The organism is Microbacterium sp. M1A1_1b, from assembly GCF_053345565.1.
Map to the genome: position 1 here is coordinate 207,826 of NZ_JBKFAJ010000002.1, position 20,118 is coordinate 227,943.

The window sequence follows — 20,118 nt, forward strand, 5'->3', positions numbered from 1 at the left end:
GACCACCCACCGGACGGGAGGCCCGGGTCGCCACCGGCACCGAGCCTCCCGTCCGACAGTCACCACCTGAGGAACCCTGTGCGATTCGGATACTGGACCCCGCTGTTCGGCGGCTGGCTGCGCAACGTCGACGACGAGCACATGCCGGTCACCTTCGACTACGTCAAGCGCCTGGCGCAGCGCGCCGAGCGCATCGGCTTCGACCTGACGCTCGTGCCCGAGCTGAACCTCAACGACATCAAGGGCGTGGCTGCGCCGAGCCTCGAGGCCTGGGCGCTCGCGGCGGCCATCGCGGCGACGACCGACCGGCTCGAGATCATGGCGGCGATGCGGCCGGGGTACCACCTGCCGGCGGTGACCGCGAAGCAGGCGGCGACGATCGACGACATCTCGGGCGGCCGGTTCACCTTCAACGTCGTGAGCGCCTGGTGGGCGGAAGAAGCGCGGCAGTACGGCGGCATCTTCTCCGAGCACGACGACCGCTACAAGCGCACCGCCGAGTTCGTCGAGGTCATGAAGGGCCTGTGGCGCGAGACGCCGTACTCGTTCTCGGGCGAGTACTACGAGGTGCAGAACGCGCACCTCGAGCCGAAGCCGCTCGTGACGCCGCGCATCTACGCCGGTGGCGAGAGCGAAGCGGGCAAGGCGAGCATCACGCACTACGCCGACGCCTACGTGACCCACGGCGGCACGGTGGACGAGCTGCGCACCAAGATCGCCGACATGCGCCGACGTCGCGACGAGGCCGGGCTGCCGCCGTTCGAGGCGTTCGGCATGGCGGCCTACGCGATCGTGCGCGAGACCGAGGCCGAGGCGCAGGCCGAGCTCGCGCGCATCACGGACGTGCAGCACGGCAACGCCTACGAGTCCTACCAGGACTTCATCTCCAAGTCGCAGCTCGAGCACGTGCCCTCGCTCGAGGACTACTCGGTGTCGAACCGGGGGCTGCGGCCGCAGTTCGTCGGGACGCCCGAGCAGGTCGCCGCGCGGATCCGCGAGTACGAAACGGTCGGCGTGGACACCCTGCTGCTGCAGTTCTCGCCGCAGCTCGAGGAGATGGAGCGCTTCGGCGAGCAGGTCATCCCGCTGGTGCGCTCGTCGGTGGTCACCGCCTGATGGCCTCGGTCGAGGACGGCTGGCACTTCGAGACCCGGCAGATCCGCGCCGGGTTCCGGGCCGATCCGGGGTTCGGTGCGAACGTGCCGCCGATCGCACAGACGGCGGCGTACGTGTACCCGTCGGCCGAGGACGCGGCCGACCGGTTTATGCTCGACGCGCCCGGGCACACGTACTCACGCGTGAACAACCCCTCGGCGGCGGCGCTGGAGCGGCGGATCGCAGACCTGGAGGGCGGGGTGGGCGCGCTGGCGCTGGCCTCGGGGCAGGCGGCGACCTCGCTCGCGGTGCTCGGTGTGGCGCGCGCCGGCGACCACGTCGTGTCGAGCGCGTCGCTGTACGGTGCGACCTACACGCTGTTCGCCTCGACCCTGCGCGACCTCGGCATCGCCTTCACGTTCGTGCAGGACCCGACCGACCTGGCCGAGTGGGCCGCGGCGGTGCGTCCGGAGACGCGGGCGTTCTTCGGGGAGTCGATCCCGAACCCGCGCGGCGACGTGCTCGACTTCGCCGGGGTCGCCGGCGTGGCGCACGACGCCGGGGTCCCGCTGATCGTCGACAACACGATCGCCACGCCGTACCTGGTGCGTCCGATCGAGCACGGTGCGGACATCGTGGTGCACTCGGCCACCAAGTACCTGGCCGGACACGGCAGCGCCATCGCCGGGCTCATCGTCGACAGCGGCAACTTCGACTGGGCGGCGTACCCGGACAAGTACCCGCAGCTGACGTCGACCGAGCACTCCGGGTTCGCGAGCACCGACTTCGCGGCGAAGTTCGGCCGGCGGGCGTTCATCCAGCGCACCCGGTCCAAGCTGTCGGCGGACCTCGGACCCGCGATCGCCCCGTTCAACGCCTTCCTGGTGCTGCAGGGCATCCAGACCCTGTCGCTCCGGATGGACCGGCACGTGTCGAACGCGGCGACCGTCGCCACGTGGCTCGACGGCCACGACCAGGTCGAGCACGTGCACTACGCGGGGCTGCCGTCCTCGCCGTGGCACCACCTGCAGCAGCGCTACGTGCCCCGGGGGCCCTCGGCGGTGTTGGCGTTCGACCTGGCCGGTGGGGCTGCAGCGGGGCGTCGGTTCGTCGATGCGCTCGAGCTGTTCGACCACGTCTCGAACATCGGCGACGTGCGGTCGCTCGTCGTGCACCCCGCGTCGACCACGCACGTGCAGATGACGCCCTCGGAGCGCGCGGCGTCCGGTGTCGGCGACGGGCTGATCCGGCTGTCGATCGGCCTGGAACACCCGGACGACGTCCTCGCCGACCTGGAGCGTGGCTTCGCCGCAGCGCGCGCGGGATAGGTTGGGGTCATGACCTCGCTGGCCGCACCGACTCGCGTGCGGACGCGCGCTCCCGGCAAGATCAACGTGTTCCTGTCCGTCGGCGCACTGCAGGACGACGGCTACCACGACGTCGCGACCGCGTACCAGGCGGTCTCGCTGTTCGAGGACGTGGTCGCCGAACCCGCCGACGACTTCTCCGTGACGTTCACGGGGTCGATCGACACCGCATCCGTGCCCGTCGACGGCACGAACCTGGCGATCCGCGCGGCCCGGATGGTCGCCGAAGCCGCCGGGTACACCGGCGGGGTGCGGCTCACGATCGAGAAGCGCGTGCCCGTCGCCGGCGGCATGGGCGGTGGCTCTGCGGATGCCGCGGCCACGCTGCTGGCGGTGGACACGCTCTGGGGCACCGCCCTCGGCCGTGACGAACTGCTGCGCATCGCCGCGCGGCTCGGGGCCGACGTGCCCTTCGCCTTTGCCGGCGGCACCGCGGTCGGGACGGGTCGCGGCGACGAGCTCAGCCCGGCGCTGGCCAAGGGCGAGTTCCGCTGGGTGCTCGCGCTGAGCGACGACGGGCTGTCCACACCGGCCGTCTACCGCGCGCTCGACGCCCACCGCGACCGCTACCGGGCGGACATCACCCCGGCGCCGTCCATGCCCGTGGTCGAGTCCAACGTGCTGCAGGCCCTGCGTGCCGGCGACCCCGAGCTGTTGGCGGACTGCCTGCACAACGACCTGCAGGCGCCGGCCATGCGGCTGCAGCCCGAACTGGCGCGGACGCTCGAACTCGGGGAGAAGTCCGGCGCACTGGCCGGTCTGGTGTCGGGCAGCGGGCCGACCGTCGCGTTCCTGGTCGCCGACCGGGACAGCGCGCTCGAGGTCCAGGTCGCGCTGAGCGCCGCGGGCTTCGTCGCCGTGCGTGCCACCGGGCCCGTGCACGGCGCGCGCGTGGTGCACTGACGCGTCAGTCGGCCAGCCGCTGGAACAGCACGTGGTCCTGCCATGCCCCGGCGATGCGCAGGTACTGCGGCGCGTAGCCGTACCGCTCGAAGCCGCTCTTCTCGAGCACGCGCTGTGACCGCACGTTGTGGGGCAGTGTGCCCGCCTCGAGCCGGTGCAGTCCGAGCCCGTCGAACGCCATGCGGACCGCCAGTCCGACGGCGGCGGTCGCAGCCCCGTGCCCGGCCGCGTCCTCGGCGACCCAGTAGCCCAGGGTGCCGGACTCGAAGGCACCGCGGACGATCGAGTTGACGTTCAGCCGTCCCACCACGACGTCGTCCGTGGTGATCACGAGGGGCAGCATGACTCCGCGGCCCCGACGTCGCAGGCACGAGTCGATCTCCGCGCGCTGACCGCCCTCGGTGAAGTAGGTCTCCGGACGGGCGGGGTCCCACGGAGCCAGCCAGGCGCGGTTCCGGACGAGCAGGGCGGCGAGCGGTGCGGCATCGGCCGGCGCGATCAGGTGGACGTCGTGCTGCATGGTCGCAGCATGGCACAGTGCGGCATCGGGACCACGCAGGTCAGCGGCGTCGAGCGCAGGTCAGCGACGTCGGCGGCTGGTCAGCGTGCGCGGACGTACTCGGTCAGCAGCACTTCGCCGGTCTTCCAGTGGTGCTCGGCGACGAATCCGTGCTGCGACAGCACCGACGCCGCCTGCGGTTCGATGTTGCGCGAGGTCCCACCGACGAACCAGACCGTGTCGATGTCGCCCAGGCGAGCGGGAACGGTCGTGGCGAGGTCACCGGTCTGGTTCCACAGCACGCCGGACTGCGCGCCGTCCTTACGCACACCCAGGTCGGTCATGCCGGTGAACGCCCACGGGTACGAGACCCGGATGATGTCTGCGGTCGCGCCGGGGTGCCGGTACACGCTGCCGTAGATGACGCCTTCGTCGGCGTCCGGTCGGGCGTCACGAGCGGCGGCGACGATCGACGCGGCGTTCGCCCAGGTGGAGTCCTGCTTGGACAGCGGGGTCTTGACGTCGTACGCGTTCGGGACGGACAGCAGCAGGACGGCGGCCAGCGCACCGACGAGCCAGGCCTTGGGCCGGATGAGCGTGATCGCCAGCGCCATCAGCAGCGCCACGAACGGCAGGCTCAGGCTGGCGTACTTCGGCGAGTACAGGTGTTCGCCGAGTGCGGTCGCTCCGACGAGTGCGGCCGTCGGGACGATCACGAGCGGCAGGGCGACGCGCACGGCCTGCATGCGGACCAGGGCCCGCACGGAGGCGCTGCGGCGGTGGGCCTGCACGCCGGCGGTGACGACGCCGACGATCAGCAGGGCCCACGCAACGGCGGCGTACCAGTCCATGCCGCCGAACCACGCGGTGGCGAAGACCTGGTCCTTGGTGCGGTCCGTGATGCCGGCGATCCAGCCGACCTGCTTCGACTGCGAGGCGACCTCGAGCACGAAGGGCGAGGCGATGAGTGCCGCGGCGCCGGCGGCGATCAGCCAGCGGACCGATGTCCGCCGCGTCACCAGCGGTTGCGTGGGCAGGCCGCTCCGGACCTGCATGGTCTGTGCCCGGGTCCGTCGGCGTTCGGCCAGGGCGACCCAGAGCAGGGCGACCGCGTGCGCGACTACGGCGAGCGAGAGGTAGATGTTGAACGTCACCGACACCAGCGCCAGCACGCCGTACGCCGACCACCACAGGACTGGTCGTCGTCCCGAGCGTGTGCGGCGGACGGCCGTCAGACCGACCAGGGTCAGGCAGACCGACAGCGCGGTGATGGTGGCGTAGGGTCGACCTTCTCCGCCGGCCCACTGCACGCGGGGCAGCGCGAGGAAGACGAGCCCGGCGACGATCCCGAGCCGCCGACCACCCAGCCGACGACCGAGGGCGACGACCAGCCCGGCCGCGACGCCGATCGCCAGAGCGCTCGGGAAGCGCAGCGTGAAGGGGGTGTACCCGACCAGCCAGAACCAGGCGTGCATGAGCGCGTAGTACAGACCGTGCACGGCGTCGACGGAGTGCAGTTCCGCCCACAGCTGCGGCCAGCTCCGCGTGGCACTGGTGACGGTGGCGGCTTCGTCGTACCAGACCGACGGTACCCACGAGAACGCCGCGGTCGCGACGACGGCAAGGGCGCCGATGGTGAGTTCCGGGGTGCGGACGACCGCGGCACCGACCGCGCGGGAGCCCCCTCGGAGGCGACTGCGCACCGTGGGTGCGGACAGCGACCGAGGGACGCTGATGGTGCCGGTCCGGGGAGTGCTCACGGGTCCGACGGTATCGGCGCCTGCTGGGCGGCGACCTCGCACAGCGGGGTGATCGACTGGGAACTGCACCGTGGGATTCGGAGTGCTCACAGGATCGGGCGGGTCGGGTCCACGTCCCCCCTGGCCCGCACACCGGCTAGCATCCGGGCATGAGCCGCCTGCGCATCCGTGACGCCGCCCGCTACCTCGGGGTCAGTGACGACACCGTCCGCCGGCTCGTGGATGCGGGGACCTTCACACGCTTTTCGGACGGCGCCGGACGCGCGGTCGTCGACGGGCGCGAACTGGCCGTCCACGCCAAGGCCCAGAGCGCCGCGTTGCCGGATCCCGCCGCGGGTCGGAGCTCGGCGCGGAACCGCTTCGTCGGCATCGTCACCGAGGTCGTCGTCGACACCGTGATGGCGCAGGTGGAACTGCAGTGCGGGCCGCACCGCGTGGTGTCCCTGATGAGCGCCGAGGCGGTCCGTGACCTGGGGCTCGAGGTCGGTTCCGTCGCGACGGCGTCGGTCAAGGCCACGATGGTCACGGTGGAGGCACCCCGTGACGACGAATGACGCCGTGACGCCCGCCGTGACACCCGCGGTGACGTCCGCACCGACACCGCCCGCGACGCCCGCCGCCTCGCCCGGTCTCACCCCCGCCCGGCGGCGGCTCGGCTCCCGCACCGCCGCTCTCGACGCCGGTGGGGACCGCACGCTGACCCGCCTGGCCGCCGCACGGGTCCTGGTCGTCGGCGCCGGCGGGCTCGGTGCCCCGGTCATGTCGTACCTGGCGGGCAGTGGCATCGCCCGGTTGACGATCGTCGACCCCGACACCGTCGACCCCTCGAACCTGGCGCGGCAGACGCTCTTCACCACGGCCGACGTCGGACGCCCCAAGGCCCAGGTCGCCGCCGAGCACGCCCGCGCGGTGGACCCGGAGGCCGACGTCGTCGCACTGGTCGGCCGGTTCGCCCCGCAGCTGGTCGTCGACCACGACGTCGTGGTCGACGCCGCGGACTCGGTCGTCGTCACCCGCGCCGTGTCGGACGCCTGCGCCGCCGCCGGTGTGCCCTTCGTCTGGGGCACCGTGCTCGGCTACGACGGCCAGGTGTCGGTCTTCGACGACGCGGGCGTGCTGACCGGCGCCCCGATCGACTTCCACGACCTGCACCCCGAGGTGCACCCGGACGAGGGCTCGTGCGCGATCGACGGTGTCCTGCCGGCCCTGTGCGGCGCGGTCGGCTCGGTGATGGCGGCGCAGGTCACCGCGATCGTCGCCGGACTGGGGGACCCGCTGGTCGGCCGGGTGCTCAGCGTCGACGCCCGACGGTGGCGCTGGACCGAGAGCCCGCTGCGACGTGGACCGGACTCGCATCGGCCGGACGCCCCGGCGGCCGAACCCGACCGCATCGCCCCCGCGGCGCTCGCCGCCCGGCTCGCGGACCCGGCGGACGACGTGGTCGTGGTCGACGTCCGCACGCCCGAGGAGCGCGCCGAGGGGGTCATCGCCGGTGCCGTGACCCCGGACGAGCTCGCGACCGACGCGCACGCCCGGGACACACCGGTCGTGGTCGTCTGCGCACGGGGACCGCGCGCCGTCGCGTGGGCGTCGACGGCGGACCGTCCCGCGGTGGTGCTCGACGGTGGCATGCAGGCCTGGCTGCGCGAGGGCCGCCCGGTCGTCTGAACGGCAGGCCGTGACGCGCGGACTGCAGCGCGAACCGAGCTCGCAGATGCGCTTAGGATCGTCATGAGACGTCGCAGGTGCGTCACGGATGGGATCAGACATGCGCAGGACCACGGCGATCGTCTCGGGGGCACTCGCCGCCGCCGTCCTCCTGACCGGGTGCAGCGCCCAGGGCGGATCCACCGCGAGCACCACGCCGAGCGCCAGCGCGACCCCCACGGGCTCGATCACCGTGTTCGCCGCGGCGTCCCTGCAGCAGACGTTCACCACGCTCGGCAAGGACTACCAGGCGTCCCACCCCGGCACCACCGTGACGTTCTCGTTCGCGGGCTCGAGCGACCTGGTCACCCAGATCCAGAACGGCGCCCCGGCCGACGTGTTCGCCAGCGCCGACCAGAAGAACATGACCAAGCTCACCGACGCCGGGCTCATCACCGGTGGCACGCCCGCATTCGCGACGAACACGCTGCAGATCGCCGTCGCCCCCGGCAACCCGAAGGGCATCCACGACCTGCAGGACCTGACCGCGTCCGGGCTGCAGGTCGTGACCTGCGCCGCGCCCGTGCCGTGCGGAGCGGCGACCCAGACGGTGGAGCAGGCCAGTGGCGTGACGCTCGCACCGGTCAGCGAGGAACAGTCGGTCACCGACGTGCTCGGCAAGGTCGAGTCGGGACAGGCCGACGCCGGGCTGGTCTACGTCACCGACGTCAAGGGCGCCGACGGCAAGGTCGACGGGGTCGACTTCGACGCCGCGGCGAAGGCCGTCAACACGTACCCGATCGGCGTCGTCAAGGGCTCCGGGCACGCCGCGCTGGCCGCGTCGTTCAGCGCCTACGTCCGGTCGAGCGCGGGTGAGCGGGTCCTGCGGGAAGCGGGCTTCGGCAAGCCGTGACCCGGGCGCACAGCCAGACCCGGGCGCACAGCCAGACCCGGGCGGACAGCCGGACCCGAGCGGACGGCCGGACCCGGGCACGCAGCCGGACCCCGACCCCGTGGTGGTTGCCGGTGCCGGCCGTCGTCGGCGGACTCTTCGTCGTCGTGCCGGTCCTGGCGATGGTCGGCCGCGTCGACTGGTCGTCGTTCGTCGCGCTGGTCACCGCCCCCGCCTCGCTCACCGCACTCGGCCTGAGCCTCGGCACGGCGGCGGCCGCCACGGGCATCGCGCTGGTGCTCGGCCTGCCCCTCGCCGTGCTGTTCTCGCGGGTCCGCTCCCGCTGGGTCGGCGTGGCCCGGGCCCTGGTCCTGCTGCCACTGGTGCTGCCGCCCGTGGTCGGCGGGCTGGCCCTGCTGGCGGCGTTCGGGCGCATCGGACCGGTCGGCGGGTTCCTCGCCGACCACGGCATCCGCATCGCGTTCACCACCGTGGCGGTCGTGATGGCGCAGACCTTCGTCGCGATGCCGTTCCTGGTGTCCGCCGTCGAGGGCTCCCTGCGCGTCGGTGGTGACCGGCTCGAGCGGGTCGCGGCGACCCTCGGCGCGAGTCCCACCCGGGTGCTGTTCACGGTGACGATCCCGCGGGCACTGCCCGGCATCGCCTCGGGCGTCGTGCTGTGCTTCGCGCGGGCACTCGGCGAGTTCGGCGCGACCCTGACGTTCGCCGGCAGCCTGCAGGGCGTGACGCGGACCCTGCCGCTCGAGATCTACCTGCAGCGGGAGATCGACCCGGACACGGCGGTGGCGCTGGCACTGGTGCTCGTCGTCGTGGCGGTCGTCGTGATCGGCACGACCTCGATCCGCGGCGCGCGGACGGTGCCGGCATGACCGCGCTGCGCGCCCACGTCGTCCTGCGCGACCGTGACGTGGACGTCGAGCTGGTGATCGGTGCCGACGAGTGCGTCGCGCTGGTCGGACCGAACGGCGCCGGCAAGTCCACCGTCGTCGAGGCGATCGCCGGACTCCTGCGGATCGACGCCGGCGGCATCGAGGTCGCCGGTCGATCCGTCGACGACGGGCGCCGCGCCGTGCCGTCCCACCGGCGTCGGGTCGGCCTGGTCACGCAGCGTCCCGAGCTGTTCCCGGACCGCTCCGTCGCCGGCAACGTCGGGTACGGTCCGCGTGCGGCAGGCCTGGGCGGACGGGAGGCCCGGCTCCGCTCCGACACGGCGCTGTCGGCCGTCGACGCACTCGCCCTGGCCGACCGCGCTCCGGCGACGCTGTCCGGCGGACAGGCCCAGCGGGTCGCGATCGCCCGGGCACTGGCCGCCGACCCCGCGGTGCTGCTGCTCGACGAACCGACCTCGGCACTCGACGTCGAGGCCCGGGACGACGTGCGCGCTGCCCTCCGTGCCGCAGTGGTGGGACGCCCGAGCATCCTCGTCACGCACGACCCGATCGAGGTCGTCGGGCTGGCGTCCCGCGTCGTCGTGATCGAGCACGGCCGCGTCGTCGAGCAGGGGCCGACCGACCGGGTGCTCGGACGACCGACCAGCGCCTTCGGCGCCGCGTTCTCGGGACTGGTCGTGGTCGTCGGGACCGCCACCAGCCGTGGCATCGCGCTGCCCGGCGGGGGCGAGCTGGTGTCGGCGACGCACACCGGGCCTCCTGGCCGTGCCGTCCAGGCCGCGTACCACCCGACGGCCGCCGTCGTGACGTGGGACGGCGCCGGGCCCGAGCGCACGGTGCGCGGTCTCGAGCCGCGCGACGGCCTGGTCCGGGTGCGGACGGACGACCTGGTCGCCGACGTGACGATCGCCACCGCCACCCGTCTGGCCCTGACGCGTGGCGACACCGTGCACGTCGCCGTCGACCCCGCCGAGCTGGACGTCTCCGCGCGCTGACGCTGACCTGGTGCGCGGTTGTCCGCGCCGTGCGAGGTACTTTCCGCGCACGAACCGATCAACCTCGCACCACGCGACAACCTCGCACGGTGCGAACCCTCGCACCGTGCGGGATCAGCCGCCGGCGAAGGGCGGCATCACGTCGACCAGCCCGACGCCGTCGAGTGTCGTCGACCGGTCACGGGTGCTGAGTCCGTCGACCAGGTACGAGCACCGCTCCTGCAGCACCAGCCACCGGTCGGCGTCCACGGCATCGACCCCGCGCAGTGCCTGGTCGAGCGTCTCGGCGTCGACCGTGGTCTCGTCGACCCCCACGGCCGCGCGGGCGGCGGCGAAGAACCGCATCGTGGTCATCGTCACCCGCCGATCGCGCTCATGCCACGCGTCGGGTGCACCATGCCGTCGGCGTCGTCACCGTGGTCACGCGGCTTGGCCCACATCGCCAGACGCCAGCGGTCGAGCACCTGCTCGTCCGAGGCGCCGTCGCGCATGAGCCCGAGCAGGTCGGACTCCTGGTCGGAGAACAGGCAGCTGCGCACGTGGCCCTCGGCGGTCAGGCGGGTGCGGGTGCAGTCCGCACAGAACGACTCGGTCACGCTGGCGATCACGCCCACGGTGCCGAGGTCCTCGCCCGTCGCCCGCGAGGCCACCCGGAAGCGCTCGGCCGGAGCACCGTCGCGCGGCGCCTGGTCCGGGGTCAGCACGTACTGCTCGCCGAGCATCGCGCGGGTCTCGGCGGCGGTCACCATCGACGTGCCGTCCCACGCGTGCCCAGGGTCGAGCGGCATCTGCTCGATGAAGCGCAGCTCGTGGCCGCGCTCGAGGCACCAGGTCAGCAGGTCGACGGCCAGGTGGTCGTTCACCCCGCGCAGCAGCACGGCGTTGACCTTCACCCCGAGTCCGGCGTCGTCGGCGGCGGCGATGCCCTCGAGCACCCGGGCCAGGAACGGGCGACGGGTGACCGTGGCGAAGACGTCGGGGTCGACGGTGTCGAGCGACACGTTCACCCGCTCGAGTCCGGCGTCGCGCAGTGCCTGCGCGCGCGCCGCCAGCCCGATCGCGTTCGTGGTCAGTGACAGCTCGACGCCGAGTGCCGCGCACCGGGTGACGATGTCGACCAGGTCGGCACGCAGCAGCGGCTCACCGCCCGTGAACCGGACCTTGCGGACCCCCAGGTGCTCGGCGCCGAGTCGGACCAGCCGTTCGATCTCGGCCGCGGTCATGAGCGCGTCGGTCGGGATGACCGGCAGCCCCTCGGCCGGCATGCAGTACGTGCAGCGCAGGTTGCAGCGTTCGGTCAGCGAGACCCGCAGGTCGACCGCGCGACGACCGAAGCGGTCGACCAGCCCGGGGTCACCCGCCGGTCGGGGTGGTACGGCGGTCTCGGTCCGGACCCGACGGAGCAGCCCGGTGGCCGGGAGTGCGACGGCGGTCATGGCTGCGATGATACGTCGCCGGGCGTGGGCGTCGGTCGCCCGTGGCGCATGCGGGACGGGACGAGCCGGTCGCGCCAGCGCAGCCAGTCGGCCCGGTCGGTGCGGATCACGGTGACGACCACGATCAGCAGGACCGCCCCGAGCAGCCACCACCGGTAGGCGTCGGCGTTGACCCAGAGCCCGCGCACGGTGATGGCCAGGCCGATCGAGGACCACTCCCAGCGCCCGGACAGGACCACGAAGGGGATGAGCAGGAGCGCGTACCAGGGGTACCGGGGCGTCACGGCCAGGAAGGTCACGCCGATCATCAGCACCTCGCCCGACCACGGACGGCTCGGGTCGGACAGCCGCCACGCGATGACCGCTGCGACCAGGACGGCCAGTGCCACGAGCACCGTCGCGGCGTCGCCCTGGGCCACGAGGGACACCAGGGCGAAGCGGGAGCCGTCCTCGTACCCCTCTTCGCTCAGGTACCCGGGCAGGTACCCGAGCACCTTCGCCCCGGTGGTGATGACGTAGGGCACGTACAGCAGCCCGAAGACGGCGATGCCGACGGGGATCGCCCACCAGTGCCGCCACCGGCCGAGCAGCGGCGGGTAGACGATCGCGGGGATGAGCTTGGCGGCGGTCGCGGCGCCGAGGGCGATGCCGCCCCAGATCGGCCGGCCGAACGCCACGAGCACGGCGCCGGCGGTGGCGAGCGCTGCACCGAGGACGTCGACGTGCGAGTTCGTGACGGCCTCGGACGCGACGAGCGGCGACCAGGCCCACAGTGCCGCCCACCACGCGGGGCGACCCGTGCGGCGCAGCACGACCAGCAGCCCGACCGTGACGCCGAGTGAGACGATCAGTCCGGCGACCTGGAACGGCATGTACTGCGCGGTCACCGGCACGAGCGACCGCACCAGGGCGAACCACATCTCGGCGAGCGGCGGGTAGATGGTGGGCACGTCGACGCGGTTGATCGCGACGCAGTGCCCGTCGGCTCCGTCGCCGAGTCCGTGCAACCGCGGCTTCAGGTTGTCGCACGTGCCGTTCACCTTGTCCGGGAACAACCAGTCCGGACGCAGGTGGGCCAGGGTCTCGGACTGCGGGGTGTGCAGGTACGGCGAGGTCCCGGCGTGCTGCACGATGCCGTCCCAGGCGTACCGCGCCGAGTCCGTGCTGGTGTTGGGGGGACCGACCAGTGCGGCGAGTCCCACCACGACCGCGCCACCGAGGACGATGATGGTCACCAGTCGTGCCGGGACGAACCGCAGCGCCACGACCGCGACGACGAACACCGCCCAAGCGATCAGGGTCCACGTGACGAATGACAGTCGATGACCGGACCGGAGGAACCCCAGATGCGTGATGCCGACGGCGATGACGCCCGCCAGGGCCAGCACGCCGACGACGGCGATCACGGTGGACAGGGGATGGCCGAGTCGCAGTCGCATGGTGCGTCGAGGGTACCGACGATCGTCCGCCGCTCGCTGCACGACGCCCGGTCCGCGATGGCCTCGCCGAACCGCAACGCCCGGACCGCCGTGGTGCTCGGTCGGCTGCTCGGGATCGCGTTCCTGATCTGCTTCGGCACCGGCGTCTACAGCCACTTCCTGCAGGACCCGCTGCCCTGGATGCGGTTCCCCACGCGGCCGACGCAGCTGTACCAGTTCACGCAGGGGCTGCACATCACCGCCGGCATCGCGATCATCCCGCTGCTGGTCGCCAAGCTCAACACGGTCATGCCCGCGCTGGCGCAGGACCCGCCCGTCCGCGGGGTGCTGCACCTGCTGGAACGCGCGTCGATCGCACTGTTCGTGTCGTCCGCGATCGTGCAGGTCGGCACCGGCCTGGTGAACACGTACCAGTGGTACCCGTGGCCGTTCCCGTTCCGGCAGGTGCACTACGCGCTGTCGTACGTGCTGATCGGCTCGCTCGCCATCCACATCGCCGCCAAGCTGCGGATCATCGCCCGGTACTGGCGGGCGCGCGACGCCTACGACGCGGACGGCCGGTTCGTGTCCGACGGCTCGGTGGGCAGCGAGCTGCCCGAGTACGTGGGGGAGGCCCGCAGCGCCTCCGCCACGTACCCGCGGGGGATCACGGGTCGGGTGATGCGCTGGGCTGACGGCGCCCCCGCCGCCAGCGTGACCGACGGGGCGGAGTCGCCCCGGGCCTCCCGTCCGCAGTCCGGTGCCGATGCCGGTCCGGACGCCGTCGCCGTCGCCGAGTCTCGGCCCGGCGGACATGACGCGGCCGGATCAGCACGCAATCCGTCCGCGGGGCCGAGTCTCGGCGCGACCGCGACCGCGCCCGCGCCCGCGACCGCGGGCCGGCGGGAGCGCGTCGCGCGACGCGGGTTCTTCGCGGGTGTCGCAGCCGCGACGGCCGGCGTCGTCGTGCTGACGGTCGGGCAGTCGTCGAAGCTCGGCGAGCCGTTCAACGTCTTCGCGCCCCGCAAGCGCCACCTCGGCCCGAACGCGCTGCCGGTGAACCGCACGGCACGTGCCGCCGGTGTGCTCGCCACCGCGACGGCCGCCGACTGGACCCTGACGGTGGTGGGCCCGGCGGTGACGCGGACCTTCTCGCGCGCCGAGCTCGTCGCGCTCGGGATGACCACGGTCGAGCTGCCGATCTCGTGCGTCGAGGGTTGGAGTCAGATGGCGACCTGGAAGGGTGTGCGGATGCGCGACCTGGTGCGGGCCGTGCAGGCCGACCCCGAGTCGGCGGTGCGGGTGACCAGTCTCGAACGCCACGGCGGCTACCGGATCATGGACATGGGCCCCGAGTACGCCTCGGACCCGACCACCCTGATCGCGCTCGAACTCAACGGCGGGACGCTCGACCTGGACCACGGGTTCCCGGCCCGCATCATCGCCCCGGGCCGACCCGGCGTGCTGCAGACCAAGTGGATCGAACGGATCGAGGTCCGGTCATGAGGGCCGCGCGGATCACCCTGGTCGTGCTCGGTGTGCTCGTGCTGGCCTTCGGCGCGTACACGATGGTCGAGACCGTCCGACCGAACCGGATCGGTGGGCTCGTGACCTGGCTGATCGGTGCGGTCATCCTGCACGACGCGATCCTGTCGCCGTTCGTGGTGCTGGTCGGCCTCGGACTCCGCCGCGCCGGACGCGCGCTGCGCACGTGGGTGCTGGTCGTGGTGCAGGCCGCGGTCGTGCTCGGCAGCGTGCTCGCGCTCGTGGTGCTGCCGGAGATCGCGGCGAAGGCGCACGGTGCGAAGAACCCGACCGTCGTGCCGTTCGACTACACGACACGACTGCTGGTGGTCGAGGGCGCGCTGCTCGTCGTGGTCGTCGTGGTGCTCGTCGTCGGGTGGGTGACCGCACGTCGCCGACCCGCGCCCAGGGTGGTTGAAACGACAACCACTTCGTAGGATGGAGCCATGACCGACGAGGTGCCCTGGCTGACACGTGGGCAGCTGCGCGCCTGGATGAAGCTCGTCGCCGTCATGGAACTCCTGCCGGCCGCACTCGACCAGCAGCTGCAGCGGGACGCCGACCTGACGCACTTCGACTACATGGTCATCGCGATGCTGTCCGAGACCGACGGGCGGACGCTCCGGATGTCGGCACTGGCCTCGGCGACGAACGCCTCGTTGCCGCGGCTGTCGCACGTGGTCTCGCGGCTGCAGAAGCGCGGACTCGTGACACGGTGCCCGTCGTCGGACGACCGTCGCGCCACCGACGTCCGGCTCACCGACGCCGGGTTCGCGCTCATCGTCGACGCAGCTCCCGACCACGTCCGCACCGCCCGGCAGTTCGTCATCGACGCGCTGACCGACGAGCAGGTCGAGGCGCTCGACGGCATCACCCGCTCGCTGCTCGAGCGGCTCGACCCCGAGGGACGCTTCGCCGCGGTGACGTACCCGCGCGACGACGACGACGTGGCGATCTGCGAGGAGCGGCTGACCGGACAGGCGCCACCCCTGCCGGTGCAGCCCGGGCAGGTCGCGCCGCTGCAATAGGCTCACCCGCATGAGCCAGCCCGACGCCCCGAGCGAGACCTACAGCTACCTCGGACCCGCGGGCACCTTCACCGAGGCGGCCCTCAAGCTCGTCGACGCCGCCGTGGGCAAGCCCTGGCGGAGCGTCAACAACGTCGGCGAGGCCCTGGACGACGTGGTCTCCGGCCGTTCCGTCGGCGCCGTCATCGCGATCGAGAACAGCGTGGACGGTGGGGTCAGCGCCACGCAGGACGCCCTCGCCCGGATCCCCGGGGTGCGCATCGTGGGGGAGTACCTGGTGCCCGTCGACTTCGTGCTCGTCGCCCGGCCCGGCACCGCGCTCGCCGACGTCCGCACCGTCAACGCCCATCCGGTCGCCTACGCCCAGACGCACCACTGGCTCGAGGCCAACGTCCGCGGCCACGGGCACATCCCCGCGTCCTCGAACGTCGCCGCCGCGGCAGCACTGCTCGACGAGCACCCGACCGCCGACGCTGCCGTCGCACCCCCCGGCATCACCGACCACTACGAGCTGGCCGTGCTGGCCGACTCGATCGGCGACAACGCCAGTGCCGTCACCCGGTTCGTGCTCGTCTCGAAGACCCTGGCGATCCCGACGCGCACCGGCAGCGACAAGACGAGCGTCATCGTCGAGCTGCCGGCCGACCACCCGGGTGCCCTGGTGGACATGCTCGAGCAGTTCGCGACCCGGGGCATCAACATGGGGCTGCTGTCCTCGCGGCCGATCGGCGACGAGCTCGGGCGGTACCGGTTCGTCATCGACCTGGACGGGCACGTGCTCGACGAGCGGGTCGCGGACGCGCTGCTCGGCCTGCGCCGGTTCAGCCCGCGTGTGACGTTCCTGGGGTCCTACCCACGGGCCGATCGGCAGGAGTCCGAGGTGCCGCTGCGCTACTCGGACGAGGCGTTCGTCGAGGCGCGCGACTGGCTGCGGGCGATCGTGGCGGGCGAACCCGGGGCCTGAGCCCAGCCCCGCCCAGCACGGTGCGAGGTTGCTGCCGGCGTGCGAGGGTGTGCTCGCTCAGCACGGTGCGAGGTTGCACGCTGGTGCGAGTTCGGCGGCGCCGTGCGAGCTTGTTGCGCGGCACCGGCCGATCAACCTCGCACCGGTCGCGAACCTCGCACCGTGCGCCAGCCCCAGCCCCGGCGCCCCTGCCCGCCGTCAGATGCGGTGGTGCGCCCGCACCTGTCGCGTCGACCGGGTCTGGTCGCGCGGCCCGGCGACCCGCACGCGCAGCGCCCCGCCGTGGATCTGCGCCTTGAACGCCGTGATCTTGCCGACCGGGTCGCCGTCGATCTCGAACTCGTCCGGCGCCTCGAGTCGCGCCGTGAACTCCTCGCCGCGCAGGTAGCGCAGCGGGCGTTCCTCACGCGCACGGGTGGTGATGCGCTTGCCGATCGCGGTGTGGCCCAGCGCCGAGCGTCGGACCGACCGCAGGATCGCGTTCTCCCACAGCATGCGCGCGGCGATCCGCACCCACCCGAAGAACCCCCGCGGACGCATCACGACCACGTCGAACACGCCGTCGTCGATCTCGGCGTCGGGCAGCAGCGTCGCGCCGGCCTGCAGCGTGCCGCAGTTGCCGACGATCAGCGAGTGCGCGCGCACCGAGCGGTTGCCCTCGCCGTCCAGGCGGTAGCGGAACTCGAACGCGTCGGCGTCCCGCAACGACCGGATCAGCGAGTCGACGTAGGCCAGCCAGCCCACCTTCTTCTTCAGCTCGGGCTTCGTGTTCGCGAGCATCCGCGCGTCCAGCCCCAGGCCGGCCATCACCAGGAAGCCGAACTGCTCCCGCGATCCGTCTTCACGCTCGACGCCGACCGTGCCGATGTCGATCGCGCGGTCCTCACCGCGGAAGATCGTGTGGACGCTCGCGCTCAGGTCGTCGATCGGCGCGGGGATGTTCCGGGCCAGCAGGTTGCCGGTGCCGCTCGGCAGCAGGGCGAGTGCGGCATCGGACTTCCAGACGACCTCGGCGACGGCGCGGACCGTGCCGTCACCACCGGCTGCCGCGACGACGTCGACCCCCGCCGCGATCGCCTCGCGGGCCATCCCGCCCCCCGGGTCCTCCTCCGAGGTCTCGAACCACAGCGTCTCGTTCCACCCGGCCTCGCGCTGGTACTGCTCCACCGTGCGCTGCAGGGTCGGCAGGTGCACCTTGACGGGGTTGTAGACGACGGCGGCGGTGCGGTGCTCTGAGGCGAGGGCGTCCGGCTGCGCGGGCGCGGTCTCCGAGGGCGATGACATGCATCGACCGTACCGACGGCGGCTGGGGAGCGCGCACCGGGTCGCGGCCCGGCCGCCGCCGGACGGGAGGATCGTGGCGGGCCCCGCCACGAGCCTCCCGTCCATCTGCTGGTCACCTGGCTCTGGCTAGGATGGGTCGGTGATTGACCCCCAGCTGCTGCGCGACGATCCCGATGTCATCAAGGCCTCACAGGCTGCGCGCGGCGCCTCCGTCGAGGTCGTCGACCGGGCGGTCGACGCGGACGCTGCCCGCCGCGGCGCGATCTCGTCGTTCGAGGCGCTCCGCGCCGAGCAGAACGCGTTCGGCAAGACCGTCGCAAAGGCCCCCAAGGACGAGAAGGCCGCGCTCGTGCAGCATGCCCAGGCGCTCGCCGCCAAGGTCAAGGAGGCCCAGGCCGCGGTCACCGCCGCCGAGGACACCTTCAACCAGGTCGTCCGCTCGATCCCGAACACCGTCCTGCCCGGTGTCCCCGCCGGCGGTGAGGACGACTTCGTCACGCTCAAGACCGTCGGCACCAAGCCGTCGTTCGACTTCGAGCCGCGCGACCACGCCGACCTGGGCGAGCTGCTCGACATCATCGACATCCCACGCGGCGTCAAGGTGTCCGGATCGCGGTTCTACTTCCTCAAGGGCCTCGGTGCCCGGCTCGAGATCGCGCTCATGTCCCTCGGCCTCGACCGCGCCGTGCAGCACGGGTTCACGCCGCTCATCACGCCCACGCTCGTGCGCCCGGAGACGATGGCGGGCACCGGGTTCCTCGGCGAACACGCTGCCGAGGTCTACCGGCTCGAAGCCGACGACCTGTACCTGACCGGCACCAGCGAGGTCGCCCTGGCCGGGTACCACGCCGACGAGATCCTGGCGTTCCCGTCCTCGGACGACGGCGACCAGGCCCTCCGCTACGCCGGCTGGTCGACCTGCTACCGGCGCGAGGCCGGCTCGGCGGGCAAGGACAACCGCGGCATCCTGCGCGTGCACCAGTTCAACAAGCTCGAGATGTTCTCGTACGTCCACCCGGACCAGGCCGATGCCGAGCACCAGAAACTCATGGCGTACCAGGAGTCGATGCTGCAGGACCTCGGGCTGCACTACCGCGTGATCGAGACCGCCGCGGGCGACCTCGGCACGAGCGCGGCGCGCAAGTACGACCTCGAGGCCTGGGTCCCCACGCAAGGCACCTTCCGCGAGCTCACCTCGACGTCGAACTGCACGACGTTCCAGGCCCGCCGCCTCGACATCCGCTACCGCACCGACTCGGGCAAGACGGCTCCGGTCGCCACGCTCAACGGCACCCTCGCCACCACCCGCTGGCTCGTCGCGATCCTCGAGACGCACCAGCAGGCCGACGGCTCGGTCGTGGTGCCCGAGGTGCTGCGCCCGTTCCTGGGCGGCGTCGAGGTGATCGAACCCCGATGAACGACGCCCACGGCACCGCGGCCACCAAGGTGAAGCGCTGGCTCGTCGCCCTCGACATCGACGGCACCGTCATGCGTGAGGACGGCGTCGTCACGCAGGCCACCGTGGACGCCATCCAGGCCGCGACGGCCGCCGGACACCAGGTCATGCTGTCCACCGGTCGCAGCGAGGGGATGACCGTTCCCGTGCTCGAGCGCCTGGGCGTGCAGCCCGAGTACCTGGTCTGCGCCAACGGTGCCGTCACCCTGCGACGCTCGACCGCGCCGAACGCCATCAACGGCTACGTCCGCGTGCACGTCGAGACCTTCGACCCGACCGACGTGCTGCAGACCATCCGTGGCGCCCTGGCGAACGGGGCCTACGGCGTGGAGTCGCCCGACGGGCAATACCTGCTGAGCGGCGAGTTCCCCGACGACGCCATGACCAAGCACGGCGCGCACGTGCCCTTCGAGCAGCTGCTCGGCGTGCAGGCCACCCGTGTCGTGGTGATCTCGCCGGAGCACGGGCTCGAGGAGTTCCTGCAGATCGTCGACCGCATGGGCCTCCACAAGGTGTCGTACAACGTCGGCTGGACCGCGTGGCTCGACATCGCTCCCGAGGGTGTGACCAAGGCCACCGCCATGGAGCGTGTGCGCGAGTGGTTCGACATCCCGCGCAGCCGGGTGTTCGCCGCCGGAGACGGCCGCAACGACATCGACATGCTGCGGTGGGCGTCGACGTCCGGCCGTGGTGTCGCGATGGGGCAGGCGCCGTCCGACGTGGTCGAGGCCGCGAGCGAGATCACCGGCGGAGTGGCGGACGACGGCCTGGCGGCCGCCCTGGACACGCTCCCCCGGTAGACCGGGGTCCGGTGGTCGCTTGCGCCCGGTGCGAGGTTGATCGTTCCGTGCGCGCTCGTTGCGCTGCACGGGTCGGCCAAGCTCGCACCACTCGCCAGACGAGCGATGCGGACGGGAGGCCCGGTACACTTTCCGGGAC

General features: G+C 72.4%; 20 protein-coding genes. 14 read left to right on the forward strand and 6 right to left on the reverse strand.

Features of this window, described 5'->3' with window-relative positions:
• Nucleotides 1–78: 78 nt before the first annotated feature.
• From ACLBWP_RS05590 to ACLBWP_RS05600, 3 genes are read left to right on the forward strand one after another with little or no spacing between them, the layout of a single operon-like run.
• Nucleotides 79–1,116 carry an LLM class flavin-dependent oxidoreductase gene (locus tag ACLBWP_RS05590; protein WP_447654420.1) on the forward strand — a complete coding sequence of 346 codons (1,038 nt, stop codon included), beginning with the start codon at nucleotides 79–81 and terminating at the stop codon, nucleotides 1,114–1,116.
• The gene (locus ACLBWP_RS05595; protein ID WP_447654421.1) at nucleotides 1,116–2,423 is read left to right on the forward strand and encodes an O-acetylhomoserine aminocarboxypropyltransferase/cysteine synthase family protein; all 1,308 of its coding nucleotides are present in this window, start codon (nucleotides 1,116–1,118) and stop codon (nucleotides 2,421–2,423) included. Before ACLBWP_RS05590 ends, ACLBWP_RS05595 begins: the two co-directional genes overlap by 1 nt.
• A 9-nt stretch (nucleotides 2,424–2,432) precedes the next feature.
• Nucleotides 2,433–3,365 (forward strand): 4-(cytidine 5'-diphospho)-2-C-methyl-D-erythritol kinase, encoded by a 933-nt coding sequence (locus ACLBWP_RS05600; RefSeq protein WP_447654422.1) that lies wholly within the window; start codon nucleotides 2,433–2,435, stop codon nucleotides 3,363–3,365.
• Between the two features lie 4 nt (nucleotides 3,366–3,369).
• Here the strand turns inward: ACLBWP_RS05600 and ACLBWP_RS05605 are convergent, their stop codons facing one another.
• Together ACLBWP_RS05605 and ACLBWP_RS05610 are read right to left on the reverse strand one after the other, a co-directional pair.
• Nucleotides 3,370–3,885 (reverse strand): GNAT family N-acetyltransferase, encoded by a 516-nt coding sequence (locus ACLBWP_RS05605; RefSeq protein ID WP_447654423.1) that lies wholly within the window; start codon nucleotides 3,883–3,885, stop codon nucleotides 3,370–3,372.
• 80 nt (nucleotides 3,886–3,965) lie between these two features.
• Nucleotides 3,966–5,624 (reverse strand): glycosyltransferase family 39 protein, encoded by a 1,659-nt coding sequence (locus tag ACLBWP_RS05610; protein WP_447654424.1) that lies wholly within the window; start codon nucleotides 5,622–5,624, stop codon nucleotides 3,966–3,968.
• A gap of 149 nt (nucleotides 5,625–5,773) precedes the next feature.
• Here ACLBWP_RS05610 and ACLBWP_RS05615 point away from each other — a divergent pair, with 149 nt between their 5' ends.
• From ACLBWP_RS05615 to ACLBWP_RS05635, 5 genes are all read left to right on the forward strand, one after another.
• On the forward strand, nucleotides 5,774–6,178 hold the full coding sequence (locus tag ACLBWP_RS05615) for a TOBE domain-containing protein (RefSeq protein ID WP_447654425.1): 405 nt from the start codon (nucleotides 5,774–5,776) through the stop codon (nucleotides 6,176–6,178).
• Nucleotides 6,165–7,292: a ThiF family adenylyltransferase gene (locus ACLBWP_RS05620; protein WP_447654426.1), complete on the forward strand. Its 1,128-nt coding sequence runs from the start codon at nucleotides 6,165–6,167 to the stop codon at nucleotides 7,290–7,292. The genes ACLBWP_RS05615 and ACLBWP_RS05620 overlap by 14 nt, the downstream gene beginning before the upstream one ends.
• Nucleotides 7,293–7,392: 100 nt before the next feature.
• Nucleotides 7,393–8,184, forward strand: a complete 792-nt coding sequence (gene modA, locus ACLBWP_RS05625; protein WP_447654427.1) for a molybdate ABC transporter substrate-binding protein — start codon at nucleotides 7,393–7,395, stop codon at nucleotides 8,182–8,184.
• Nucleotides 8,185–8,291: 107 nt separating this feature from the next.
• Nucleotides 8,292–9,053, forward strand: coding sequence for an ABC transporter permease (locus tag ACLBWP_RS05630; RefSeq protein WP_447654838.1), 762 nt, complete (start codon nucleotides 8,292–8,294; stop codon nucleotides 9,051–9,053).
• Nucleotides 9,050–10,069 (forward strand): sulfate/molybdate ABC transporter ATP-binding protein, encoded by a 1,020-nt coding sequence (locus ACLBWP_RS05635; protein ID WP_447654428.1) that lies wholly within the window; start codon nucleotides 9,050–9,052, stop codon nucleotides 10,067–10,069. Before ACLBWP_RS05630 ends, ACLBWP_RS05635 begins: the two co-directional genes overlap by 4 nt.
• Before the next feature lie 114 nt (nucleotides 10,070–10,183).
• Here ACLBWP_RS05635 and ACLBWP_RS05640 read toward each other — a convergent pair whose 3' ends face one another.
• From ACLBWP_RS05640 to ACLBWP_RS05650, 3 genes are read right to left on the reverse strand one after another with little or no spacing between them, the layout of a single operon-like run.
• Complete coding sequence (locus tag ACLBWP_RS05640; protein WP_447654839.1) at nucleotides 10,184–10,423, reverse strand: MoaD/ThiS family protein; 240 nt, start codon at nucleotides 10,421–10,423, stop codon at nucleotides 10,184–10,186.
• Between the two features lie 2 nt (nucleotides 10,424–10,425).
• Nucleotides 10,426–11,505 carry a GTP 3',8-cyclase MoaA gene (moaA, locus tag ACLBWP_RS05645; RefSeq protein ID WP_447654429.1) on the reverse strand — a complete coding sequence of 360 codons (1,080 nt, stop codon included), beginning with the start codon at nucleotides 11,503–11,505 and terminating at the stop codon, nucleotides 10,426–10,428.
• The gene (locus ACLBWP_RS05650; RefSeq protein WP_447654430.1) at nucleotides 11,502–12,944 is read right to left on the reverse strand and encodes a glycosyltransferase 87 family protein; all 1,443 of its coding nucleotides are present in this window, start codon (nucleotides 12,942–12,944) and stop codon (nucleotides 11,502–11,504) included. Before ACLBWP_RS05650 ends, moaA begins: the two co-directional genes overlap by 4 nt.
• Here ACLBWP_RS05650 and ACLBWP_RS05655 point away from each other — a divergent pair.
• Genes ACLBWP_RS05655 through pheA form a run of 4 tightly spaced genes read left to right on the forward strand, consistent with a single transcriptional unit; the run spans nucleotide 12,924 to nucleotide 16,439 of the window.
• On the forward strand, nucleotides 12,924–14,429 hold the full coding sequence (locus tag ACLBWP_RS05655) for a molybdopterin-dependent oxidoreductase (RefSeq protein WP_447654431.1): 1,506 nt from the start codon (nucleotides 12,924–12,926) through the stop codon (nucleotides 14,427–14,429). The genes ACLBWP_RS05650 and ACLBWP_RS05655 overlap by 21 nt on opposite strands.
• Nucleotides 14,426–14,884: a hypothetical protein gene (locus ACLBWP_RS05660; protein ID WP_243562539.1), complete on the forward strand. Its 459-nt coding sequence runs from the start codon at nucleotides 14,426–14,428 to the stop codon at nucleotides 14,882–14,884. The genes ACLBWP_RS05655 and ACLBWP_RS05660 overlap by 4 nt, the downstream gene beginning before the upstream one ends.
• 9 nt (nucleotides 14,885–14,893) lie before the next feature.
• Nucleotides 14,894–15,475 (forward strand): MarR family winged helix-turn-helix transcriptional regulator, encoded by a 582-nt coding sequence (locus ACLBWP_RS05665; RefSeq protein ID WP_447654432.1) that lies wholly within the window; start codon nucleotides 14,894–14,896, stop codon nucleotides 15,473–15,475.
• Nucleotides 15,476–15,485: 10 nt separating this feature from the next.
• Nucleotides 15,486–16,439, forward strand: coding sequence for a prephenate dehydratase (pheA, locus tag ACLBWP_RS05670; protein ID WP_243562536.1), 954 nt, complete (start codon nucleotides 15,486–15,488; stop codon nucleotides 16,437–16,439).
• 198 nt (nucleotides 16,440–16,637) lie between these two features.
• Here the strand turns inward: pheA and ACLBWP_RS05675 are convergent, their stop codons facing one another.
• A complete protein-coding gene (locus tag ACLBWP_RS05675; protein WP_243562534.1) occupies nucleotides 16,638–17,723 on the reverse strand; it encodes a diacylglycerol/lipid kinase family protein in 1,086 nt (361 codons plus the stop codon).
• 139 nt (nucleotides 17,724–17,862) lie between these two features.
• Between ACLBWP_RS05675 and serS the strand changes: the two genes are divergently transcribed.
• Entirely contained in the window at nucleotides 17,863–19,140 is a 1,278-nt protein-coding gene (gene serS / locus ACLBWP_RS05680) for a serine--tRNA ligase (protein WP_447654433.1), read from the forward strand.
• Entirely contained in the window at nucleotides 19,137–19,979 is an 843-nt protein-coding gene (locus ACLBWP_RS05685; protein WP_447654434.1) for an HAD family hydrolase, read from the forward strand. The genes serS and ACLBWP_RS05685 overlap by 4 nt, the downstream gene beginning before the upstream one ends.
• Nucleotides 19,980–20,118 lie beyond the last annotated feature (139 nt).